The 22,393-nt window shown below is 63.7% G+C and carries 23 protein-coding genes and 1 pseudogene; 15 read left to right on the top strand and 9 right to left on the bottom strand.

Annotated features, from left to right (window positions below; translation table 11 throughout):
- Positions 1–65: 65 nt before the first annotated feature.
- From RI103_RS20990 to RI103_RS20975, 4 genes are all read right to left on the bottom strand, one after another.
- On the bottom strand, positions 66–1,520 hold the full coding sequence (locus RI103_RS20990; protein ID WP_310817342.1) for an efflux transporter outer membrane subunit: 1,455 nt from the start codon (positions 1,518–1,520) through the stop codon (positions 66–68).
- A 224-nt stretch (positions 1,521–1,744) separates the two neighbouring features.
- A complete protein-coding gene (locus RI103_RS20985; RefSeq protein ID WP_310817341.1) occupies positions 1,745–2,026 on the bottom strand; it encodes a hypothetical protein in 282 nt (93 codons plus the stop codon).
- 292 nt (positions 2,027–2,318) lie between these two features.
- Complete coding sequence (locus RI103_RS20980) at positions 2,319–2,753, bottom strand: DUF4399 domain-containing protein (RefSeq protein WP_310817340.1); 435 nt, start codon at positions 2,751–2,753, stop codon at positions 2,319–2,321.
- 47 nt (positions 2,754–2,800) lie between these two features.
- Positions 2,801–3,304: a DUF4399 domain-containing protein gene (locus RI103_RS20975; RefSeq protein ID WP_310817338.1), complete on the bottom strand. Its 504-nt coding sequence runs from the start codon at positions 3,302–3,304 to the stop codon at positions 2,801–2,803.
- A 368-nt stretch (positions 3,305–3,672) separates the two neighbouring features.
- On the opposite strand from RI103_RS20975, the pseudogene RI103_RS39695 reads away from it, so the two are divergent.
- Together RI103_RS39695 and RI103_RS39690 are read left to right on the top strand one after the other, a co-directional pair.
- Positions 3,673–4,518: pseudogene (locus tag RI103_RS39695) on the top strand (caspase domain-containing protein); the annotation flags it as partial.
- A gap of 18 nt (positions 4,519–4,536) precedes the next feature.
- Positions 4,537–5,655 carry a formylglycine-generating enzyme family protein gene (locus RI103_RS39690; protein ID WP_409077030.1) on the top strand — a complete coding sequence of 373 codons (1,119 nt, stop codon included), beginning with the start codon at positions 4,537–4,539 and terminating at the stop codon, positions 5,653–5,655.
- A 51-nt stretch (positions 5,656–5,706) separates the two neighbouring features.
- Here RI103_RS39690 and RI103_RS20965 read toward each other — a convergent pair whose 3' ends face one another.
- Entirely contained in the window at positions 5,707–7,857 is a 2,151-nt protein-coding gene (locus tag RI103_RS20965; RefSeq protein WP_310817336.1) for a protein kinase domain-containing protein, read from the bottom strand.
- A gap of 415 nt (positions 7,858–8,272) precedes the next feature.
- Here RI103_RS20965 and RI103_RS20960 point away from each other — a divergent pair, with 415 nt between their 5' ends.
- From RI103_RS20960 to RI103_RS20900, 13 genes are all read left to right on the top strand, one after another.
- Positions 8,273–8,551, top strand: coding sequence for a hypothetical protein (locus RI103_RS20960; RefSeq protein ID WP_310817332.1), 279 nt, complete (start codon positions 8,273–8,275; stop codon positions 8,549–8,551).
- Positions 8,552–8,639: 88 nt separating this feature from the next.
- Positions 8,640–8,924 carry a hypothetical protein gene (locus RI103_RS20955; RefSeq protein ID WP_095421727.1) on the top strand — a complete coding sequence of 95 codons (285 nt, stop codon included), beginning with the start codon at positions 8,640–8,642 and terminating at the stop codon, positions 8,922–8,924.
- A 183-nt stretch (positions 8,925–9,107) separates the two neighbouring features.
- On the top strand, positions 9,108–9,317 hold the full coding sequence (locus tag RI103_RS20950) for a hypothetical protein (RefSeq protein WP_310817328.1): 210 nt from the start codon (positions 9,108–9,110) through the stop codon (positions 9,315–9,317).
- Positions 9,318–9,639: 322 nt separating this feature from the next.
- On the top strand, positions 9,640–9,846 hold the full coding sequence (locus RI103_RS20945) for a hypothetical protein (RefSeq protein ID WP_310817334.1): 207 nt from the start codon (positions 9,640–9,642) through the stop codon (positions 9,844–9,846).
- Between the two features lie 646 nt (positions 9,847–10,492).
- On the top strand, positions 10,493–10,771 hold the full coding sequence (locus RI103_RS20940; RefSeq protein ID WP_310817332.1) for a hypothetical protein: 279 nt from the start codon (positions 10,493–10,495) through the stop codon (positions 10,769–10,771).
- An 88-nt stretch (positions 10,772–10,859) separates the two neighbouring features.
- Complete coding sequence (locus RI103_RS20935; protein ID WP_310817331.1) at positions 10,860–11,144, top strand: hypothetical protein; 285 nt, start codon at positions 10,860–10,862, stop codon at positions 11,142–11,144.
- A 183-nt stretch (positions 11,145–11,327) separates the two neighbouring features.
- Positions 11,328–11,537, top strand: coding sequence for a hypothetical protein (locus RI103_RS20930; RefSeq protein ID WP_310817328.1), 210 nt, complete (start codon positions 11,328–11,330; stop codon positions 11,535–11,537).
- A 405-nt stretch (positions 11,538–11,942) separates the two neighbouring features.
- Positions 11,943–12,230 (top strand): DUF3303 domain-containing protein, encoded by a 288-nt coding sequence (locus RI103_RS20925; RefSeq protein ID WP_310817326.1) that lies wholly within the window; start codon positions 11,943–11,945, stop codon positions 12,228–12,230.
- 7 nt (positions 12,231–12,237) lie between these two features.
- Positions 12,238–13,872, top strand: a complete 1,635-nt coding sequence (locus tag RI103_RS20920) for an MFS transporter (protein WP_310817325.1) — start codon at positions 12,238–12,240, stop codon at positions 13,870–13,872.
- A gap of 115 nt (positions 13,873–13,987) precedes the next feature.
- Positions 13,988–14,602, top strand: a complete 615-nt coding sequence (locus RI103_RS20915; protein ID WP_310817323.1) for a TetR/AcrR family transcriptional regulator — start codon at positions 13,988–13,990, stop codon at positions 14,600–14,602.
- Between the two features lie 95 nt (positions 14,603–14,697).
- Entirely contained in the window at positions 14,698–15,924 is a 1,227-nt protein-coding gene (locus tag RI103_RS20910) for a YbfB/YjiJ family MFS transporter (RefSeq protein WP_310817321.1), read from the top strand.
- Positions 15,925–16,052: 128 nt separating this feature from the next.
- Positions 16,053–16,208 (top strand): DUF3309 family protein, encoded by a 156-nt coding sequence (locus RI103_RS20905; protein WP_007178285.1) that lies wholly within the window; start codon positions 16,053–16,055, stop codon positions 16,206–16,208.
- A 140-nt stretch (positions 16,209–16,348) separates the two neighbouring features.
- A complete protein-coding gene (locus RI103_RS20900) occupies positions 16,349–17,149 on the top strand; it encodes an SDR family oxidoreductase (protein WP_310817317.1) in 801 nt (266 codons plus the stop codon).
- Here the strand turns inward: RI103_RS20900 and RI103_RS20895 are convergent.
- The 4 genes from RI103_RS20895 to RI103_RS20880 form a co-directional block, all read right to left on the bottom strand.
- Complete coding sequence (locus RI103_RS20895; protein ID WP_310817316.1) at positions 17,146–18,492, bottom strand: four-carbon acid sugar kinase family protein; 1,347 nt, start codon at positions 18,490–18,492, stop codon at positions 17,146–17,148. The two genes, RI103_RS20900 and RI103_RS20895, sit on opposite strands and share 4 nt — an antisense overlap.
- Positions 18,493–18,518: 26 nt before the next feature.
- A complete protein-coding gene (locus RI103_RS20890; RefSeq protein ID WP_310817314.1) occupies positions 18,519–19,817 on the bottom strand; it encodes a ribulose-bisphosphate carboxylase large subunit family protein in 1,299 nt (432 codons plus the stop codon).
- Positions 19,814–20,353 (bottom strand): VOC family protein, encoded by a 540-nt coding sequence (locus tag RI103_RS20885; protein ID WP_310817312.1) that lies wholly within the window; start codon positions 20,351–20,353, stop codon positions 19,814–19,816. The genes RI103_RS20890 and RI103_RS20885 overlap by 4 nt, the downstream gene beginning before the upstream one ends.
- A 102-nt stretch (positions 20,354–20,455) precedes the next feature.
- Positions 20,456–22,342 carry a TRAP transporter large permease subunit gene (locus RI103_RS20880; protein WP_310817310.1) on the bottom strand — a complete coding sequence of 629 codons (1,887 nt, stop codon included), beginning with the start codon at positions 22,340–22,342 and terminating at the stop codon, positions 20,456–20,458.
- Between the last annotated feature and the right edge of the window lie 51 nt (positions 22,343–22,393).

Below are 22,393 nucleotides of genomic sequence, written 5' to 3'. Positions count from 1 at the left end.
TGAAGGCAACGAGCGCGTCAGATACAGCCGAAATACCCACGCTGCGCGCCACATTGCGGATTAGCTCAGTGTTCCTTTACTTGAGTCTGCACGTCGATGCTCGGCCAACCTCCGCCCAGCGCTTTATAAAGCAGTACCGTGTCGGACAGAATCTGTTGATGATTGGCGAGCAGTTCCTGCTGCGCCTCCAGCAAGGTCCGTTCGGTTTCGAAAACCTCCAGTTGCGACACTACGCCAAGGCGCAATTGCGACTGGATCTGGTCCGCAACGATTTGCAGTCGCGACACCTCCTGCTGCAACTCCACGCGCTGTTCCTTGTGCGAATTCACATTGACCAGCGCGTTTTCCACTTCCTCGAACGCGGCCATCACCGCCGCGCGATACTGCTGTTCGGCCACTGTCGATTGCGCTTGCGTGACTTTCACATGCGCCCGCACGCCGGGATCGAGCAGCGGAATGTTGATGCTGGGCATGAAGCCGTACGTGAACGATTTCAGCAGATCGGTCAGCGCGAAACTCGCGGTGCCGGCATGCCCGGTCAGGCTGATGGTCGGCAGTTGCGCGAGCTTGGCCTGGCCGACGAGGTCGTAGCTTTCCAGCACTCTGAATTCGGCGGCGACCACGTCGGGACGGCGCGCCAGCAGTTGTGCGGGCAAGCCGTCCGGCACGGAGGGCAGTTGCACGCGCTGCTGCAAATGGCCCTTGGGCATTTGAAACTCGCCCGCCGGCACGCCGATCAGCGTGCACAGCGCGTTGTTGCCCAGCGCGCGCGACCGGCGCAGTTCGAGCAGCTGATTCGTCAGGCGGTTGATCTCCGCCTGCTGGCGCAACACCTGCGTTTGCGGGATGAGACCGTTGCGGCGCTGGCCGTCGTAAATCGTGAGAATTTGCCGGTTCGTTTCGAGCGTTTTCTGTTGCTGCTCGATCTGGTCGTCGAATTGCAGAATCTGGAAGTACGTGCTGGCCACGTTCGACACCAGTTCCAGATAGCCGGCGCGCCAGTCCGCTTCGCTGGCGTGAAATTCCGCCTTTTGCGCCTGCACGCCCTTTTCGACTTTGCCCCAGATATCAATGTCCCAGTTCACCTGCGTCGCGAGGTTGTACTGCTTGGAGAAGGTCTGGTGCGTGGTCTTTTCGAAATCGGCGCCGAAGCCGAGATCCATGGTCGGCAAGGCGCCCGCCTTGGCTTCGCCGATCTGCGTGCCGGCCACGTCGATACGCGCGGCCAGCACCTTGATATCGAAGTTGCCGGCAATTGCCTTCGCGATCAGCGTGTCGAGATAGGGGTCGTGGAAGCCTTTCCACCAGTCGGGTTCGATCGTCGCGGCGGCCGAGACGGGCGCGCCTTTCTGATCCGACCACGAGGCTTTGGCGGGCGTGTCGGGACGCTTGTAGTCGGGCATGCTGACATCGACACAGGCCGACAGCGAGAGCGCGCATGCCGTCGCCGCGCAAACGCAGCGCAGCGCCGAGGTCCCGCGGAAGAAGCGCTGACGAGCTGATGAAAGCAACGCTGACACGATGGTCTCCGATGACGCCCACTTCGTTGCACGAGTCGAGCGCGCCCTTTAAGTAAAGCATCTCCAGCGCGGCTTCACCATCGAAGCGATGCGAGAAGATCGGCGTGGGAATCGGGCGGCGAAACGGGGTGGCGTGAAAAGAACGATTAGCTGTGAAATCTTTTTGAGGAGCGGCCGGTACGAGTCCGCGGAGGCTGTCATGCCTCCGCGGCGGCCTGCGCCGTTTAGTGCACGTTGATGTTGTTGCTGGCGTACACGTGCGGGTCGATCGTGGACGAGATGCCGGAGACGAACGCTGCGTTGTTGCCGTTGGCGTTCTGGATGTTCATCGTCGTGTTGATCAGTTGGGTGGCGTCGACCTTCTTGCTGTTGTTCGGCGCATACACCGGCATGAAGCTGAAGTACGACGAAGACGGATAGTAGCCAGTGCCGCCGCGCACGGCGCTCATGGCCTTGCTGTCGAGTTGTTCGGTGATGGACAGGTCTTTGATCATCAGCGTGTTCATGGTAAATCTCCTGGAAGGGAATACAGCACAGTTTGCGGTTGGGTTCGAGCAACTTGTCTGCTCGGGTGTCACTAACGCATGGGCTGTGCCAGGATTGCTTCCCTATCCTAAGAAATGTTCCGGAGCGCGATAGGTACAGGGTTGCGGGGCGGGCCGGGAGGTGAACGCGGGACTGAGCAGTGAAGCGGCGTGAGGAGGATGGTGGATCACGGCCAACAATCCGTGCGGAATTGTTGGTTGCGGCGTGACACCAAGGCGCTGACCGTCGCGCCACGTCACGCCGCGCGCTACGTCACCGCGCAATGACGGTGATCTTCTTCGAATACACCGGCGGATTGTGCGGCACATGCATGTCGTCGCCCATCAGCAGCTGCAACGTGTGCTTGCCTGGTGGCAGTTGAATCATGGTCTCCGTTTCACCCGCGCCGAAATGCAGATGACTGCGATCGGACGGGATTTCCTGATCCATCGGCGGCAGGTCAGTGTCGATCAGCAGATGATGGTGGCCGGTATTCGGATACTTGACGCCTTTCGGCGCCACGCCCATGTAGCGCAGACCGAACCACACTTTGAACGGTTTGTTGGCGGGGACGACCTGGCCATCGTTGGGATAGCCGATATAGGCATAGGCGCCGGCCGGCGCCGGCGTGCCGCCTGCAATGGCGACATTCGGCGAAGCCAATGCCGCCGACATGACGAGCGCCGCGACCGCGATGATCTTGTACATGAAGGTCTCTCCGTCCTGACGGACCCGCTTTGAACGAACGGATCGCGCTAGTCTTTTAGCACGGTGATAGTGATCTTTTTCGAATACACAGGCGGCACATGCGGCACGTGGTTGTGGTCGCCGAGAATGAGTTGCAGCGTGTGCTTGCCCGGCGGCAACTCGATACGCGCGTCCGTCTCACCCGCGCCGAAGTGCAGGTGATTGCGATCCGATGGGATTTCCTGATCGAGAGGCGGCAGGTCGGTGTCGATCAGCAAATGGTGATGGCCGGTGTTCGGGAACACGACACCCTTCGGGCACACGCCCATGTTCCGCAGTCCCATGCGCACCCACAACTTGCCGCCGTGAATCACCGTGCCGTCCGACGGCCAGATGATGTATTCCTCGGCGCCCGGCGGCGACGCCGTTTGCTCGGCCGCCGCAAAGACGCTTGGCACCATGTTGCCGAACATGAGGACGAGCGTTGCGCGCAAAGCCCGGCGCAATGCCTCGCGACGCGCGTTCGGTCCATGACGCATGTCGAGAACAACGGGGGTAACGGTTCTTCGCATAGCGCACTCTCCCGAAGAGTGGTCATGGCCAGGCCGGCTGCACGAGGCAGGCCGGGCGTTCCGGCTGAATGTCGCGCGCGCACGCGCGATTGGACGGCCACCTGGTTAAAACGAGCTTGCCGCCCTACTTTGTGAAATTAGCTTAGGACGTAACTTGCCAAAAAGATACGCCACACTCGTTAACCGTATAACGCATTCGGGGCACGCGGACAGTTGTGGCGCGCAAAGCGCGTGCTATCGTTATTAAGAGGTTGCAGATGGATGGTCGATAGCGGCGTCGATGTTTCGCGCGATTGGCTCCAGCGGCTGCTGCGAGTCGCGCGGTCCTCGATTGCCTATGTTCTGTCCGGAACAAACAGGATGTGAAGATGTGGCGAATATTCGTGCTGATGTGCATGGCCGGGGCGATGCAGGCGCAGTGGGGCAATGCTTATGCGGCGCCGCAGCGTGAGGGCGCCGAACGTGGCGCGAGCGCGGCGAACGCAGCGAGTGTGCCGCTCACACTGTTCACTCCGTTCACGCCACAACGGCGCGACGTCCTTTCTCCGCGTGTCGCGCTTGTGATCGGTAACGGTGCGTATGGTGCGGGCGGCGCGGACCGTGCGGATCGCCCTGACGCGCGAGTGGACGCACTGCGGGAGAACGCACCGCGCGACGCCAAAGCTATGCGCGACAGGCTCAAAACGCTCGGCTTCGACGTCATCATGCGCACGAATGCGACGCCGCAGCAAATGCGCGAGGCCATCGGCGAATTCCACCAGCGGTTGCACGCAGGCGGCGTCGGTCTCTTCTATTTCGCCGGACACGGTATGCGGATCGGCCCGCGGACACTGCTCATTCCCGCTGGACTCGACGCCCGCTCGCCGGCGGCGGTGGTGAGCAACGGTGTCGATCTGTCCACCGTATTGCAGGCAATGCGCGCACCGGGTGATGACCGGCTCAATCTCGTGATCCTCGATACGTGTCTGAACAACCCGTTCTCGGCGAACGTGACCGACGATACGTCAGTGCTTCCGGACAATACGGTAATTGCCTACGCAACCGCGCCCGGCGGGTTCGCCGCAGACGGCGTGCGTCACGGCGTTTATACGAATGCATGGCTGCACGCGCTCGACAGCGCTCCGTCGCAAACTCTGGCGGAACTGTTGCAACGCGTCGCGACGGAGGTTCGCGCCGCGACTGGCGGCGAGCAATCGCCGTGGCGTGCTTCGTCGCTTCCCCAACGGCTGTTGATGTCCGATGCCGCGTCCACCGCTCAGGACAACCCCTTGGTCACGCTGCGCAGCAGAGGCATCCTGCCGAAAGACAGCAGCGAACAATACGAAATCACGTTCTGGAATTCGATCAAGGACAGCAACTATCCGGGCGACTACGAGGCGTATTTGAAGGCCTATCCGAATGGCCGCTTCGCCGCGCTCGCTCATGCGCGCATCGATCGCTTGCGCGCCGCGGCGACGTCGAGTGCGCCGTCCGCAGCCACGCCCGCCGCGCCTTCAGTCGCACCCGCGCCGCAAGCCGCCAGGCCAACGCCGCCGCCCAGTGCCGCAGCGCCCAAGTCCGCAACAAGTGCCGCCCCGCCAGCTACGCCGCCCGCTGCGGCAGTCGCGCAGAAACCCGCCACGCATGCGCCGGTTGCGGGTGAAAGCCGCGACTGCGCCACCTGCCCGATCATGATTGCCGTGCCTGCCGGTTCGTTCTCGATGGGCAGCAGTACCGACGACCCGTCCGAGAAGCCTGTCCATCACGTGACCATCGGCGCGCCCTTCGCGATCGGCAAATACGAGGTGACGGTCGACCAGTGGAACGCGTGCGTCGCCGCCAATGCCTGCCAGAAGCTCACGCCCGAAAGCAACACCAACAAAGCCGCACCGGCGCGCGACCTCAGTTGGGACGACGCGCAGCAATACGTGAAATGGTTGAGCAAGACCACCGGCAAACCGTACCGTCTGCCCACCGAAGCGGAATGGGAATACGCGGATCGTGGCGGCACCACGACCGCCTACTGGTGGGGCGACCAGATGCGCAAGGGCAACGCCAATTGCAAGGACTGCGGCGACCCGTGGCACAAGGAAGGCCCTGAAACCGCGGGCTCGTTCGCGCCGAATCCGCTCGGTCTGTACGACATGAACGGCAGCGTCTGGGAATGGACCGCCGACTGCTGGCACAACTCCTATCAGGGCGCCCCCGCCGATGGCCACGCGTGGGACAGCCCCGGTTGCGACATGCGCGTGATCCGCGGCGGTTCGTGGCGCGAAGGCGGCGGCTACATGCTCAGCGCGACACGCTTCAAGTACAGCGCGGGCGTGCGTCAATCGCAGGATGGCTTCCGGGTCGTCAAAGATCTCAAGTGACGTGCCGGACTCGGGGCCGACTCGCGAGCCGCGCTGGTACTCCGCTCAGAGTTAGTGTGGCTTCGTCGTGATTGGCGCGAAATCGGCAACGATGTGATCGCGGCCGTATTTGCCACCGATCTGCGCAAGCCGCGTGTCGAGTGCGCGCAGATAGTCGGCGCGCGATTCGCTCTCCGGGCGCGGCTTGTCGAATAGCGGCGCCGGCGTAATCAGCAGCACCACCAGCTCCGATCCGAACGGCCTGGAAATGATCCAGTCACCGGCGCTGCCGACGGTGGCGGCATAGTGCGGCGGCGCCTGATTGTCCTTCGCGCGCGGGCTCGGCACCATGTGCACGACGCTGCCGTCGAGCTGGTAGTAGTCGAGGTTCACATACGAGTCGTAGCCCGGCGTGGTGATGTCGACGATCAGCGGATTGCCTTCGCTCAACTGACCGCCTGGCGGCCTCACGTGCAGTGCCGCAACGTGTCCGGCCTGCATGTTGTGGATCCAGTAGGGCGCGAACGCCTTGATGGTGTCGCATTTGTCGTCGGCGAGCGGTTCGGCCTGGAGCGTCAGCGTGTCGACGCCCGGCAACGCAGCCAGCGTCTGCTTCAGATGCGCCGCGCCGTAGCGTTGCGAGACGTAGCCACGCACCGTCAACGAGTGGTCCTGTACTGAGGCGGACAGTGCCGAACAGGGCACCTGCGTCAGCGCTGACGTGACGGCGGCGAGGGTCAGCGCCGGCTTCGGCGCGGGCGGCGCCGGGGGCGTGGTGGGCACTGCGGCGACCGGACTTGCCGGCGGTGCCGCAGGCGGAGCAGCCACCGGTCCCGACACCGTCCCTTCCGACGACGACGAAGCCGCCTGCTCCGCTGTTGCCTGCGAAGCGCCCGCTTCCGTCTGTGATCCGCTCTGCCGGTTCGGCGCCGAGCGGAACGCGAACACGCCGACCGCCGCGGCGCACACTACGGCGAAACTCGCGAGCCCCACCTTCGCCAGCGTGCCAGATTTCTCAGCGCGCGCTTCGTTATCGAACTCCGCGATGAAGCGCACCACGCTCGGCATGCGCGTATTGCGATCGAACGACAGCGCGGCACGCAGCGCACGCCATTGTTTCGAATCGAGATTGGCCGGCCGCTGCGGTTTGAAATCGGCATTGCGAGCTTGCGTCGCCGACAACCGGTCGAACGGATGGTGGCCCGTCAGCAGTTCATACGTGATGCAGCCGAGCGCGTAGATGTCGTCGCGTGGATCCGGCTCGCGATGCTCGATCATTTCGGGACTGGCATACGCGGGCGTCAACGCGCCGAGGCTGCCCGGATCGAACACGGTGGCGTCGCTCTCCTCTTCCGGACGCTGGAACACGCGGGCAATGCCGAAGTCGATCACTTTCACTTCGGCATTCGTCGTGAGAAACACGTTGGCGGGTTTGAAGTCGCAGTGCACGAAGCCGCGCTCGTGGGCATAGGCGAGCGCGCTGCACATGCCGCGCACGATCGGCAGCGCCGCGCGCACCGGCATGCCCTGATAGCCCGGTGTGCGCAGCAACTGGCTGAGCGGCTTGCCGGACAGGTACTCCATCGTCAGGTAGACGATTGGCCCGTCGCGGTCGAAGTCGTACACCGTGATGATGTTGCGATGCGCGAGCACTTGCGCCTTGCGCGCCTCGCGCTGCAACGCGACAAGCGAATTCGGGTTGCCGCGGAACTGGACGTTGAGCACCTTGATCGCGAGATACGGCTTGCGATCCGAGGCCTCGAGCTTGCGCAGGTCGAGCGCCTTGTACACCGTGCCCATGCCGCCGACGCCGAGGCATTCCTCGAGCACGAAGCGGTTATTGAGCGTGTCGCCGGTGCCTTTGATCTGGTCGTGTCCCGCGGCGCTGCCGGCGCCCGTGCCGGCGCCCGTTGTGTTAGCTGCGCTTGCTGCGCTTCCCGCGCTGGCTGACCGTATCGACGGAATCTCGACGGTGGTCTGGATGCCGGTTTCGTCGCCGCCCGCCGCCACGTTCGACACACGCAACTGCTCGATGCGTCGTCGCACTTCCACATAGAGATCGTGGGGGAGCGGTGCCTTGCGATGTGCCGCGCCAAGCATGTCCATCAGCTGCGTGGGGCCGAGTCCTTCGGTCGTCAACGTGCTGTCGAGTTGAGCCACGAACTCGTCACGGGACAGCTCGCCGTTCTGAAAATCGTGAATCACACGCGCAAGGCTAGCCATTTGTGCGAAGCGCCGCCGCTGCCGTTGGGCCGGATCGCATGGAATCCAGGCCTGTCGGGCTGATAGAGAACCTGTCGTAACCAGTTACATGTGCCGCTTCGATACTAGCTCCACGTCTGTGCTTTCGCAAACCAGGATTGGCCCGCTGCCTGCGCGGCGAGCCCGTGTCGTGCGATATCCAACAGCATGCGGTGGCCAGTCGGGCGCATGCCATCAGTCGTCCAGCGCTTGCACGCGGCGGTGCGCCGGCGCCGTGCCGGCACTGCAACGCGAAACCCTTGCGCAGCAGGCCTCCGTCAACTTTCTTAGGAACCTTGAATAAAACTGGCACAACCCGTGCATTAGTGACACCCGAGCAGACAAGTTGCTCGCACCCAACCGCAACATCCCGACCCTTACCTTCTGGAGACTCACCATGAACACGCTGATGATCAAAGACCTGTCCATCACCGAACAACTCGACAGCAAGGCCATGAGCGCCGTGCGCGGCGGCACCGGCTACTACCCGCCCTCGTCGTACTTCAACTTCAGCCCCGTCTTTGCTCCGAACAACAGCAAGAAGGTCGACGCCACCCAGCTCATCAACACCGAACTGAACCTGCAGAACGCCAACGGCAACAACGTCGCGTTCGCCAGCGGCATCACCTCGACGGTCAACCCGTACATCTCGACGAGCAACAACATCCACGTGTAATACGTCGCCAGGCGAGGCGCCCGGCGCCCCGGCGCGCTTCGCCTGCCGACGGTTACCCCCGTCTTCCGCGCACCTTTGGAGAAGCACCATGTCATCCCTCATGATTCGCGATCTGTCCGGCACCCGCGAGCTCGACCGCCGCGCCATGTCGGCGGTGGCCGGCGGCACCGGCAGCAGCGTGCCCGGCCTGCCCTCGGTCGCCGGCCTTGGCGGCATTGCCAACGTCAACGTCTCGGTGAACCAGAACCTGAACCAGCTGCAGTACGTCAACGTCGCCGCGCTGAACAACGTCGGCGTGATCGGCGCGGGCTTCGTGCCGCTGCACCTGAACGTCAGCCCGTCGCTGTGGGGCGCCAACTACGCCAACGTGTGACCGTCTGCCGTAGCGGGCGCCGGGGGGCCTCACTACGGCTGGCCGGTCGTCACCGGCCGGCGAGCCGCAGACGGGTTTCCTATACTGATAGTGCGAGGAGACCTCAGCACACTTCACGACACACCCGAGCGGCGGCCGGTGCCTTGCACCGGCGCGCCGCTCGATTTCTTTCCCGGAGCCACCATGACCAAGCTGATCATCAGGGACCTCACCGACAGCGTCGAACTCGATCGTCAGGCGATGGCGGCCATCGTCGGCGGCGCACGCATCGGCGCGCGGCTGAACGCTGCCGTGCCGCTGGTGCCGGCTTCGGCACGCGTCGTCGAATATCCGCCGGGATTTCCCAACGCGCACCGGACGATTGCCAAAGCGGCCATACAGCGCAAACCATAACGCGCCTCGCCCCAACTCCGCACAGTCACAGTCACAGCAACGGCACGCGTCACTCACGCGTGCCGTTCGCTTTTGTTGTCGGCAGAGCGACGTAAGCCGACATTCCGCACGCGATTGGTCGGACCTCGCCGAACAGTTCCGTCGAATCTCGCGTTCACTGAACGTCATGCTCGGCGAACGCATGACGTCCATTACCTGCTGGCCTTGCGTTGCCGCCTCGCATTTGGTTTCCTCGCGCATCGTGCGCAAATTGGCATAACCCTTGCAGAACGAAGGTCGAGCACCGCACCGTGCTCGCCCATCCACCTTCAGGAGTAATGCCATGAAATCCGTGCTCATCATCAAAGACCTGCCGCGCTCCGCGGATCACCTACACGACGAAATGACGCTCACCGCCGAGCAGATGAAGGCGTTGCGCGGCGGCCGTGCCGTCGTTGTCACCGTCGACCATGGCCCGCTCGGCCAAGTCGACGACTTCGGAATTAACACCGCCATCTTCGAAGGGCGTATTAAAGGACCCTACTTGTAGGACGCACGAGATGTCCGTAATTAGAAACAGGCCTCCTTCACATCTTCGCCGTTGGAGGGGGCCTGTTCATTGACCCGGTGAATCTCCCGCGTCTCGTGTTCTCTTCGATACTTGCCGCTTGACCCTCACACTTCAACGTCGCGACGTTGAACGACACCTCTTCGGCCACCGCTTCGTCCAGGCCGACAAAGCCATTGAACTCATCAAACGATCTTATCCGGTCCGCGACTGTACCCGACGACCGCTCAAGCGATTCGCGCAGGCGACAGTGTGACGGCTGAGCGCCTGTGCCGCGAATCGCTCGCGCGCTCTCCGCAATTCCAGATCGACACGCTTTTCGCATCCTTGAAGTCTGAACACGCGTCCGTCCAAACCGACGCCATTTGCCGCCTCCCGTGTCGTGCGATATCCAACAGCATGCGGTGGTCAGTGGGGCGCATGCGATCAGTCGTCCAGCGCTTGCACGCGGCGGTGCGCTGGCGCCGTGCCGGCACTGCAACGCGAAACCCTTGCGCAGCAGGCCTCCGTCAACTTTCTTAGGAACCTTGAATAAAACTGGCACAACCCGTGCATTAGTGACACCCGAGCAGACAAGTTGCTCGCACCCAACCGCAACATCCTGACCCTTACCTTCTGGAGACTCACCATGAACACGCTGATGATCAAAGACCTGTCCATCACCGAACAACTCGACAGCAAGGCCATGAGCGCCGTGCGCGGCGGCACCGGCTACTACCCGCCCTCGTCGTACTTCAACTTCAGCCCCGTCTTCGCTCCGAACAACAGCAAGAAGGTCGACGCCACCCAGCTCATCAACACCGAACTGAACCTGCAGAACGCCAACGGCAACAACGTCGCGTTCGCCAGCGGCATCACCTCGACGGTCAACCCGTACATCTCGACCAGCAACAACATCCACGTGTAATACGCGGCCAGGCGAGGCGCCCGGCTCCCCGGCGCGCTTCGCCTGCCGACGGTTACCCCCGTCTTCCGCGCACCTTTGGAGAAGCACCATGTCATCCCTCATGATTCGCGATCTGTCCGGCACCCGCGAGCTCGACCGCCGCGCCATGTCGGCGGTGGCCGGCGGCACCGGCAGCAGCGTGCCCGGCCTGCCCTCGATCGCCGGCCTTGGCGGCATTGCCAACGTCAACGTCTCGGTGAACCAGAACCTGAACCAGCTGCAGTACGTCAACGTCGCCGCGCTGAACAACGTCGGCGTGATCGGCGCGGGCTTCGTGCCGCTGCACCTGAACGTCAGCCCGTCGCTGTGGGGCGCCAACTACGCCAACGTGTGACCTTCTGCCGTAGCGGGCGCCGGGGCGCCTCATTACGGCTGGCCGGTCGTCACACGCCGGCGAGCCGCAGACGGATTTCCTATACTGATAGTGCGAGGAGACCTCAGCACACTTCACGACACACCCGAGCGGCGGCCGGCGCCTTGCACCGGCGCGCCGCTCGATTTCTTTCCTGGAGCCACCATGACCAAGCTGATCATCAGGGACCTCACCGACAGCGTCGAACTCGATCGTCAGGCGATGGCGGCCATCGTCGGCGGCGCACGCATCGGCGCGCGGCTGAACGCTGCCGTGCCGCTGGTGCCGGCTTCGGCACGCGTCGTCGAATATCCGCCGGGATTTCCCAACGCGCACCGGACGATTGCCAAAGCGGCCATACAGCGCAAACCATAACGCGCCTCGCCCCAACTCCGCACAGTCACAGTCACAGCAACGGCACGCGTCACTCACGTGTGCCGTTCGCTTTTGCGCGCGCAGCATCGCAACCAGATAACGCAAATGACCCACGAAATATTCCCATCTGGCGACCGCGCTTTTCGCTTCTTCGCCATGAAGATGGACTTGTTCAATTAGCCTGGTGAATGTCCGCACGCGGCGACGCCGCCCGCCCTGCGCTCACCTATGATGCTTAGGACGCCACGTGGTTTTTTATCGCCGTCCGCCAATAGCACGCACTATCCGGACAGCTTGCTGGCGCAGAAGTGAACACGACGCATCGCATCCGCGACGCACCGTAACCATAGCGACGATGGCAGCGCGCCACGAGCCGGCATCGCCATTTCGGATTGGAGACGCGCAATGAAATTTATCGTCCTATGGAACGGTTTACCGACCGCAGAGAGTTCCGTCATCGAACGTTTCATGAAGACCGGCGGCCGGGTGCCAGACGGAGTCAAATTGCTGGGACGCTGGCACGCTATCGGCGGCTTGCACGGCGTGGCGATCGTCGAGTCCGAGGACACAGGCGCGATGGCGGCGCTGGCGCTCCAGTGGGGCGACCTGCTCACGATGAACATCTCCCCCGCCTTGACCGACGAAGAACTCGGCGGCGCCCTCGGCAAATATGCCGCAGCGGGTAACAAGTAAGCATGCCATGAGCGCCGGGCTCGCCGCGCCGCTTCCGGGCGGACAACTGCTGCCGTTTCGCGAATCGCTGCTTGCGATGCTCGGCATCGCGTTCGTCGCGATGCTGGTGGCGCTGGATCAGACCATTGTCGGCACCGCGCTGCCGCGCATCGTCGCCGATCTGAAGGGCTTCGATCTGTACGCGTGGGTCGCGACGTCGTACATGCTCGCCTCCGTCATCACGATTCCGATCTTCGGGCGGCTGGGCGACCTGTACGGCCGCAAGCGATTTCTGATCGCCGCCATCCTGTTGTTCACCGGCGCTTCTGTGTTGTGCGGATTCGCCGGCAGCATGTTATTGCTGGTGATTTCGCGCGGCTTGCAGGGGATCGGCGGCGGCATTCTGATCGGCACGGTATTCGCCACCGTCGCCGATCTGTTCCCCAATCCGAAACTGCGGCTGCGCTGGCTGGTGTTTGTCACCTCCGCCTTCGGCGTGTCCAACATGATCGGGCCGACACTCGGCGGATTGTTGACGCAGTATGGCGGCTGGCGGCTGGTGTTTTTCGTCAACGTGCCGGTCGGACTCGTATCGCTGCTGTTCGTGCAGCGCTTTCTGCCGCCGCTGCTTCACCTGCGGCACAAGGGCCCTGTGCGGCTCGACTGGCTCGGCGCGTTTGTGGTGGCGGTCACGTTCGGCTCATTCCAGGTGCTGATCGAGCTGATTCCGCGGCGCGGCTTTGACGCCACGACCATCGCGCTGACCGTCGTAGCGACGACTTGCGGGCTGATTCTCTGGCTATGGGAGCGGCGCATCGGCTATCCGATCGTGCCGGTGGACATGCTCATGGACCGCAAGCTCTCCGCGCTCTTCGCGATGTCGGTGCTCGGCGGCTTCGCGCTCTTTTCGCTGGTGTTTTATGTGCCGCTGCTGTTTCAGGGCGGCTACGCGATGTCCGCGCATGATTCGGGCATGCTGATCACCCCGCTGCTGCTCGGCACGACGGTGGGCAGCGTGCTCAACAATCGTATCGTCACACGGGTGCGCCGCGCGAACGGCATCATGTACGCCGGCTTTGCCCTGTCCGCGCTCGCCTGTCTGAGCGTGGTCGTATTGCGGGGCACGGAACCGCATCTGGTGTGGGCGTCGTGCATGGGCATCAGCGGACTCGGCCTTGGTCTGGTGGCGACCAGCCTGACCGTCTGTTCGCAGCAGATCGTCGCGCGGGACCATGTCGGCGCGGCCACCGCGCTGCTCCAATCGCTGAGGACCTTCGGCGGCATGCTCGGCACGGTGATGACCGGCGCGTTGCTCGGCCATCTCTACTCGCGCGGGGTGCATCGCTCGCTCGATTCCTATCAGGCGACGCAGTGGTTCAAATCCTTCGCCAGCCCTGAACTGCTGGTGGATCGCGCGGAACAGGCCGCGCTGATCAATCGTCTGGTGAGCACCGGCCACGCCGGGGACGCCATGATGACATCCGCGCGCGAAGCGCTGGTGCAGTCGATTCACATCGGCATTCTGGTGGCTGGCGCGGCCGCGCTGATCGGCCTGTGCCTCGCCTGGTTCGTGCCCCCCGTGCGGATCAGCTATCCGGAACCCGAACTCACGCCAAACGGGCAGCCGCCCGCAGACGCTCTCCCGCCGCACAACGCGCTGTAAGTGCGCCGCCGGCCGCCCTCGATCTTCTTCTTGCGTTCTGTATCAGTCGATATATAATCGCTTTCTATATCGACTGATACAGAATCGGTCGTCAGCATGTTCGAGGGATATTCATATGGCAAGACCCCGCCAATTCAGTGAACACGAGGTGCTGGAAGCCGCCAGCGCGGCCTTCTGGACGAAGGGCTACGAGGCGACCTCCACGCGCGACCTGGTCAAATCGACCGGCCTGACGCAACCGAGCCTCTACAACGCGTTCGGCGACAAGCGCACGCTGTATCTGCGCGCGCTCGAGCATTATCTCGAACACACTTTGCGCGAACGGATCAGGCGATTGGAACGGACCGTATCGCCGGCACTGGGCATCACGATGTTCTTCCACGAGATCCTGGAGCGAACGCTCGCCGATCCCGCGCAACGCGGTTGCATGCTCGTCAACTCGGCGCTGGAAACCACATCGGAGGACGAAGCATTCCGTGAAATCGTTGCCATGGAGTTCGCCGAAATACGCGCGTTTTTTTACCGCCGCATGGTGGCGGCCAGCGAGAGCGGCGAAATCACCACCGTCGTTTCCGCCGATGACGCCGCCACTCACCTGCTGGCCACGCTAATCGGCGTCCGTGTTCTGGCGCGCGTCAACCCGCAACAGGCGCTGCTCATCGGCGCGATTGCACCGGTTTTGCTGCTGCTCGGTTTGCCTGCCCTACCGGCGCCAGACAACGACGTCTGAGCCACGCGCCTGACAAGGCGCACCCCTTCGCTTCGCTTTTCCCACCGACATCCGGCAGCGCCGCCACCCGCGAGCGCACCGGTAAAGGAACCGTCATGCCCGCTGCACCGATAACGTCCAATAGTCCAGTCTCACTCGATGCCCGCGCGCTCTTCGCCACGCTCGCGGGACTGTGCGGCAGTCTCGTCGCCATCGGCCTCGCCCGCTTCGCCTACACGCCGTTGATTCCCTCGCTGATCCAGGCACACTGGTTCACGTCGTCGCAAGCCGTGACACTTGGCGCGGCGAACTTCGCCGGCTATCTGGTGGGCGCGTTGCTCGGCCGTCCGCTCGCAGCGGCGCTGTCGAACCGCAGCGCGTTGCGCATGCTGATGGCGGTGGTGACGGCCGCCTTCTTCGCCTGCGCGTATCCGCTTTCGGTGAGCTGGTTTTTCGCGTGGCGTTTGTTGTCGGGCATTTCCGGCGGCGCGATCATGGTGCTGGTAGCGACGTCGATTCTTCCGCATATTCCGGCGCCGCGCCGTGGTTTCGTGAGCGGCATGATTTTTCTTGGACTGGGTCTCGGTATCGCGGCATCCGGCACCTTGATTCCGAAGCTGCTTCACCATGGCTTGCAAACCACGTGGACCGGTCTCGGCGTGGTGGCGCTGGTGCTGACCGCGCTGAGCTGGTTCGGCTGGCCGTCGAGCAATCCGCCCGCGCCGGCCGTGCCGTCCGGCGCACATCATAGGGTGCGCCCTCAAGGCTTGAGGCTGCGCGTGCTGTATGCGCAATACGCGGCAAATGCGCTTGGCCTCGTACCGGCGATGGTGCTGCTCGTCGACTATGTCGCTCGCGGCCTGGGGCGCGGCGCCGCGATCGGCGCGGACTACTGGGTGCTGTACGGCCTCGCTGCGATCGCCGGGCCGGTGATCTGCGGCAACGTGGCCGATCGCATCGGCTTCGGCAAGGCGTATCGCGTCGGACTGCTTCTGCAAGCGGCCGCTGTCGCCATGCTCGCGTTTTCGGGCAACCCGCTGGTGCTGGCTGCCTCGACGGTGATTCTCGGTATCTTCACGCCGGGCATCGTGCCGCTCGTGCTCGGCCGCATTCATGAACTCGTGCCGCACGATCACACCGAACAGCGGGCCGCATGGAGTCGTGCGACGACAGCCTTCGCGCTCTTCCAGGCGCTCGGCGGCTATGGGTACTCGTACCTTTTCTCGCATACGCATAACGACTATGCGTTGATTTTCGCTTGCGGAGCGGTGGCGCTCAGTTTCGCCTTCGTCGCGGATCTGCTTGCGTCGCGTATCGGCATCGCCCGCCACGCCGCTGTCTAGCTGGTTTAGAACGTCTGCCGGGTCGACCTGTTCGCCTTGGGCATGCGGTTTGCTCAAGCATGGCATCGATACTGCCTTTTGCAGCTGTCGTAAGGGCAGGTCCTATCAACCAGGCGGAGGTCATTCATATGTTGGGAACTATTCTTCTAGTTGTGTTGATTCTTCTGCTAATCGGCGCGCTCCCGTCGTGGCCGCACAGCCGTTCGTGGGGCTACGGTCCTACCGGCGGGATCGGCCTCATCGTGATCGTGGTGATCGTGCTGCTGGTCGTCGGCGTCATATAGACGTCGCGTTTTCACACACCCAATCGATCGTTGAAGTCAGTTGGCCGCCGGGTATCGATGCAGTTCGCTGCATGGATATCCGGCGGCCTTGCCATGTCGATGGTCGATGCACATTCCACCTTGTCACGCCGGGAGCAACGATGGAAAAGTTACTCGCGAACCAGGTCGCTCTGGTCACGGGCGCCAGTTCGGGCATTGGTTCTGGCGTCGCCAAAGCGCTCGCGGAAGCGGGCGCGGCCGTCGTGGTGAACTATCACTCGCACGCCGAAGAGGCTGAGCAACTCGCGGGCGAGATTGAGCAAGCAGGCGGCGCCGCATTCGCGGTTCAGGCCGACGTCTCCGATCCCGTGCAGGTCGAGAAAATGTTCGCGGCAAGCCGCGGGCGTTTCGAGAGCGTCGATATCGTGGTCGCGAACTCGGGCTTGCAGAAAGACCGTGCGTTCGCCGACATGACGCTGGACGATTGGCAACAGGTACTGGCGACCAATCTCACCGGCCAGTTTCTGACTGCACAGGCGGCCGTGAAAGAGTTTCGACGACGCGGACCAAGGGGCACGTCGAAAGCGCTCGGCAAGATCATCTGCATGAGCTCGGTCCACGAAGTCATTCCGTGGGCCGGGCACGTCAATTACGCGGCGTCAAAAGGCGGCATTCAGATGTTCATGAAATCGCTCGCTCAGGAGGTCGCGCCCGAACGCATCCGCGTCAACTCCATCGCGCCGGGCGCGATTCGCACGCCGATCAACAAGGACGCATGGGACACCGAGGCCGCGCTGCAGAAACTATTGAAGCTGATTCCCTACGGCCGCGTGGGCGAAGCAGACGACATCGGCAAGGCCGCCGTCTGGCTCGCCTCGGACGAAAGCGACTACGTGGTCGGCACGACGTTGTTCGTCGATGGCGGCATGACGCTCTATCCCGGTTTCGCCGACAACGGCTAGCCGTTGCCTTCGAGCAGTTGCTCGAACAGATCCGCATCGCCCATTTGGCCGCCTTTGAGCATGATCTCCATGCCGTCGAGTTCCGCGCAATCGGCATGGAGACGGCACACGGTGACGCCCGCCGATAACGGCGCGAGATACGACAGCCCCCACGCGCCGAGCGCGCGCACGGCAATACTCGACGTGTCGCCGCCCGCAATGCCGATGCGTTGCAAGCGCACGGCGCCGAGTACCTGTTGCAACAGTGACGCACAGGCGTGCGCGAGTTGCGGTAGCGCGCCGCCCTCGCGCGATGCACGGCGCGTCGTGAAAGCGAGTACGTTGCGTCCGTCGCGTAAGGGTGCGGCTATCGCCGCCACGCGTTCCGCCAGATAGTCGGAGGCTGCGTCGCCGGTCATTTTCAACGGGTCCAGTTCCACACGCAGATAGGACTGCGCGGCGCCGATCTGCACCTCGGTCAATGGCGAGAGACTACCCGCCAGAACGAATACGGGGCCGCGGGCGCGAACCAGCATCGGCGTGGTTCGGGCTTCCTCAGCCGCGGGTTCGGCGCGGTTCGCGCGCATCAAAGCATAAGCCTGCGCGACGCTGCTCGCACCGACCGCGAGCAACGGCGCCGACGCCGCGGCATGACGCGCGATCACGCGGCCAATCGCTTGCAGATGCGAATCGTCGAGCACGTCGAACAGCACGGCGTCGGGTTGCGAATCGAGCCGGCGTTGCACCTGCGCATGAAGTTCGACGTCGCCGCGTGCGTAGCAGCGCCAGTCGATCGATTGCACATTCTTCACACCCTGGCGCTGAAGATGCACGCGCAAGTCCGCTTCGTTCATCGGCGTGACGGGATGGCGGCTCATCGTCGGATGACGGTCGATGCGATAGATCGACTGCGCGTTATCGTCCGCGCCGGCTGCCGCGAACAGTTCACCGAACACGCAATAGCGCCGCAAATTCGGCTGCCCGCCGACCACCGCGACGAGTTCGTTCGCGCAGTACTCGCGCAACGTGCGAATCGCCACGCCGATGCTGCCAGTCTCCGGCGCGCTATCGAATGTCGAACACACTTTGTAGTGCATCACCCGCACGCCTAACGCGGCAAAGGCGGCACCGACGCGCTCGAGTTCCTGCGCCTGCGCAGCAGGTGGCATGGTCCGCGCGGCGCCCGCCACGCCAATCGCGTCGAGCTTGTCGAGCATCGAAAGACGCGCGGCGTCCGGTGGTGCGAAAAACAGCATGGTGCGCAGACCCGCACGGGCGAGATGGGCCAATGTGTCGGTCGCGCCGGTGAAGTCGTCGCCGTAGAAGGCGTAGGCGGGACGGTTGCCGTTTGCTTCGTCGCTCATCTTTTGTTCCGTGTCGCCTGAAGCGTTCACGCGCGGCTGCCGAAAAACGCCAAAGCACGCCGCAACTCCGGCATGTGCTCGGCATACACCGACAGCGGCGTGCCCGCCTGCACCGCCGCCCACGCCTGGCGCACGCTCGTGACGCCTGCCGCGGGGCCGTCCGGATGCGCGAGAATGCCGCCGCCCGACATGAACAGCAGGTCGGTGGAACGCACGGCATCGAATGTCGCTTGCACGGTGCCGGCCCATTGCCCCGACGAAAACGCCGGCAGCACCGTATCGTCGCAACCGGCGGCAAGCGGTGTCGCGCAATCACGCGCCGACTCGATCACTTCGGCGTCGCTCTGGGCGAATTTTCCGGCGAGGCCATGCACGTGCATATGGTCGACACCGCTCAAACGCCAGAGCGTCTGATACGCCTGAAACGACATGCCCAGCGCCGGATCGCGCGACATCATGCCGTAGCCGTTGCGATGCGCGTGAAGCACGAGCGGCGTCGCGCGGCGCAGCGTCTGGATCGCGGAAAAGCCGCACCAGTTGATGCTGGCCATCACGCAGTTGCCGCCCTCGCGTTCGACCAGTTCCGCGTGACGCCGCATGGCGTCGAGGTCGTCGGTAATGTTGAACGCGACCATCACAAAACGCCCACTGCGTTCACGGTAGCGACGCACTTCGGCCATCACCGCCCGCACGCGTTCGGCCAGCGGCGCGTGGGCCGGATTCGCGCACACCTCGTCGTCCTTGATGAAATCGACGCCCGCTTCGCACAGCTCACGCACCAGCGTCGCCGTTTCCGCCGCGCTCAGGCCAACGTTCGGCTTGATGATGGTGCCGATCATCGGGCGGTCCTTCACGTCCGTCAGCGCGCGCGTGCCGGCCACGCCATGACGCGGTAACTCGAAGCGCGCACGGTACGACGCCGGCAAGCGCAACGACAGCAGCCGCATGCCGGTCACTTCGCCGAGATCGTACAGATTGCCGGCGACGGTCGCGGCCAGCGTAGGCAGATTCGCGTCGATATTGGCGAGCGGAAACGACAGCGTGATGCGCGCGCGCCGCCACGGGCCCGGCGTGCCTTGACGCTCGAGCCATGCATTCGGCAAGCTGGGCCGCGCCACCGCCTCCAGTTCTTCGACGCGCAGCACGCTCGCGCGGCTGCGCGCGCGCAGCGCATCGGATTCGTTGGCGACCCGCACGAAAGTCCCGCTCGACTGCTCGCCGGCCATGACGTCGGCGACGCGCGCGGGATCGAGCGGCGTTTCGATCAGATAGTCCGCCTCGAGCGTATCTTGGTCGACTGCGCGTGGTTGCAGCTTCTCGCTCATAGCGTGCCCAGATCGGGAAAGCGGCGCACCGGCTCGCGGCCGTCCCAGTCGCGCGACGCCGCGTAGATCATGTCGAAGAGCTTGCCTTTCGGCCCGGCGATCTCGGACAACTCGATCACCGTACCGGGATGGTTCTCCGTATCGAAGTAGACGAAGCGCCCGTTGCGCCCCACCTCGCCGCTCATCGCGACCTTGAAGCCCTGCTCCTGCAGGCGCGCGAGATCCGCGTCGAACGAAGTAGTCCAGTACGCGTTGTGCTGCAAGCCGGTATGGCCCGCGGCGAGAAAGTCGCGATACATCGACGGCGCGTCGTTGCGTGTCTGGATCAGTTCGACCTGCAACGGTCCCGAGTTCGCCAGCGCCACAGAGTTGTGCACCTCATACGATTGCCCGCGGTACGTGTAGTTTTCGATCGGCACGCGTTCGTTGTAGAACCACGGACCCACGCCGAGCGCGCGGCTCCAGTAGTCCATCGCGGCCTCGATGTCCCGGACCACGTAGCCTGCCTGCCGGATTTCGCCAAAGAAACGACTCATGAAACTCTCCCGATGCTGCGGGGTTGAAAGACGAGCGACGCCCCGGCGCGGCGAAGACGCAGCGCCCGAAGGTCGATCTGTTAATGAAGCTGAGGGACCTGCTTAGAGAAATCCGATCGAAATCCAGGGAATCGCCGCGATCAGAATCAGGCCGACGATCAATGCGCCCATATAGCCGACGATCGGACGAATGCCCGCGTCGGGATTGACCTTGCTGATCGCACACGCGGAGTAGTAGCCGACACCGAACGGCGGCGAGAAGAGGCCCACGCCCATCGAAAGAATCACGACGATCGCGTAATGCACTTCATGCACGCCGGCGAGCCGCGCGATGGGAAACAGCAGCGGCCCGAACAGCACAATGGCGGGAATCCCTTCGAGCACGCTGCCGAGCATCACGAACACGACAATCGACACCGCGAGGAAACCGTAAGCGCCGCCGGGCATCGAGCCCATGAGTTGCGCGAGGTCCTGCGAAAAGCCGGATTGCGTGAGCGCCCAGGCCATTGCCGTGGCGCAGCCGATGATGAAAAGAATCGCGCCGGACAGCGTCGCTGCATCCACCAGCATGCGGCCGAGCCGCCGCCATTCGAAGCGGCGATACACCAGCAGGCCGATCAACATCGAGTAGGCAATGCCGATGGTCGACACCTCCGTCGCCGTCGCCACGCCTTCGACCACCGCCATGCGGATCACGAACGGCAGCGCCAGCGCCGGCAGCGACACGATGAACAGACGCCCGATCTGCCGCCTGCTGAAACGCTGCGCGCCGCTCAGATCTTCCTTGCGATAGCGCCACCACACCACCACGCACAGGATCAGCGCGAGCACCGCGCCTGGCAGCATGCCCGCGGTGAAAAGCGCGGAGATCGACAGGCCCGTTACCGAACCGATCGTGATCAGCACGATGCTCGGCGGAATGGTTTCGCTTTGCGCGCCGGTCGTGGCGAGCAGCGCGACCAGATCGCCTTCGGACGCGCCGCGTTTTTTCATCTCGGGAAACAGCACCGGCGCGATGGCCGCCATGTCCGCCACTTTCGAACCGGAGATGCCCGACACCAGATACATCGCACCGATCAATACGAATGACAGCCCGCCATGCACATGACCGACGAGGCTCGCGAGAAACTCGATCATCGCGCGCGCCATGCCGGTCATCTCGATCAGCAAGCCGAGAAACACGAAGAGCGGCACAGCGAGCAGCACGAGATGCGACATGCCTTCGTCCATGCGGCCCACCACGACTTCGAGCGGCGTAAAGGTCGAGAGGCCCAGATAACCGAACGTGGCGAGCGCAAACGAAAAGCCGATAGGCACGCCTGAGAAAATCCCGATCGCCACCACGCCGACGAAAAAGATCACGAGGTTGGTTTTGCCGAGCGTCTGAAACCACGGCCCGGCGTACACGGCTATCGCGGCCAGCACAGCGGTAATCGCGAGCACGATCAGGACGTCGCGCACGCGGCTCACCTGGGCAAGACGGATCAGGCCGACCAGCAGCATGAGCGCCGCGCCGATCGGCAAGGCGAGCGCGCGCCATGCGTTGCTGATCTGCAAGGCGGGCGTGACGATCGCGGCTTCGCCGGATGCATAGTCGTACGCGGGAGCGATCAGCAGCGCGAGCAACGCAATCGATGCAGCGATCGCCAGCGTATCGACGAATGCGCGCCGCTGCGGCGACAGGCGGCTGACCAGCGCCGTCATCCGCATATGTTCGCCGCGCCGCAACGCAAGCACTGCACCGAGCATGGCGAGCCACAGGAACAGAATCCCGGCCAGTTCATCCGACCACACGAGCGGCTGATGCAGCACATAGCGGCACACCACGCCCGCGAGCATCACGACTATTTCCACCGCGAGCAGCGCCGCCGCGCAGACCTCGACGAGCGCAATCAGACCGCGATCGAAACTCCTCAGCCAGCGGCGCGGCATGCTCGCCGCGTGCAACGGCACGCCCGCGTCCGCTGGATTCAATGCGTGATTCGACATCCTGCTGTCTCCTCGCGGCGCCTCGCCGCGCTTCGTGTCAGGCTCACCCGT

Source organism: Paraburkholderia sp. FT54 (assembly GCF_031585635.1).
In the GTDB taxonomy this organism is placed as follows: Bacteria; Pseudomonadota; Gammaproteobacteria; order Burkholderiales; family Burkholderiaceae; genus Paraburkholderia.
Note: the sequence above shows the minus strand (reverse complement) of the source record. Positions and strands in the feature narration are given on the sequence as shown.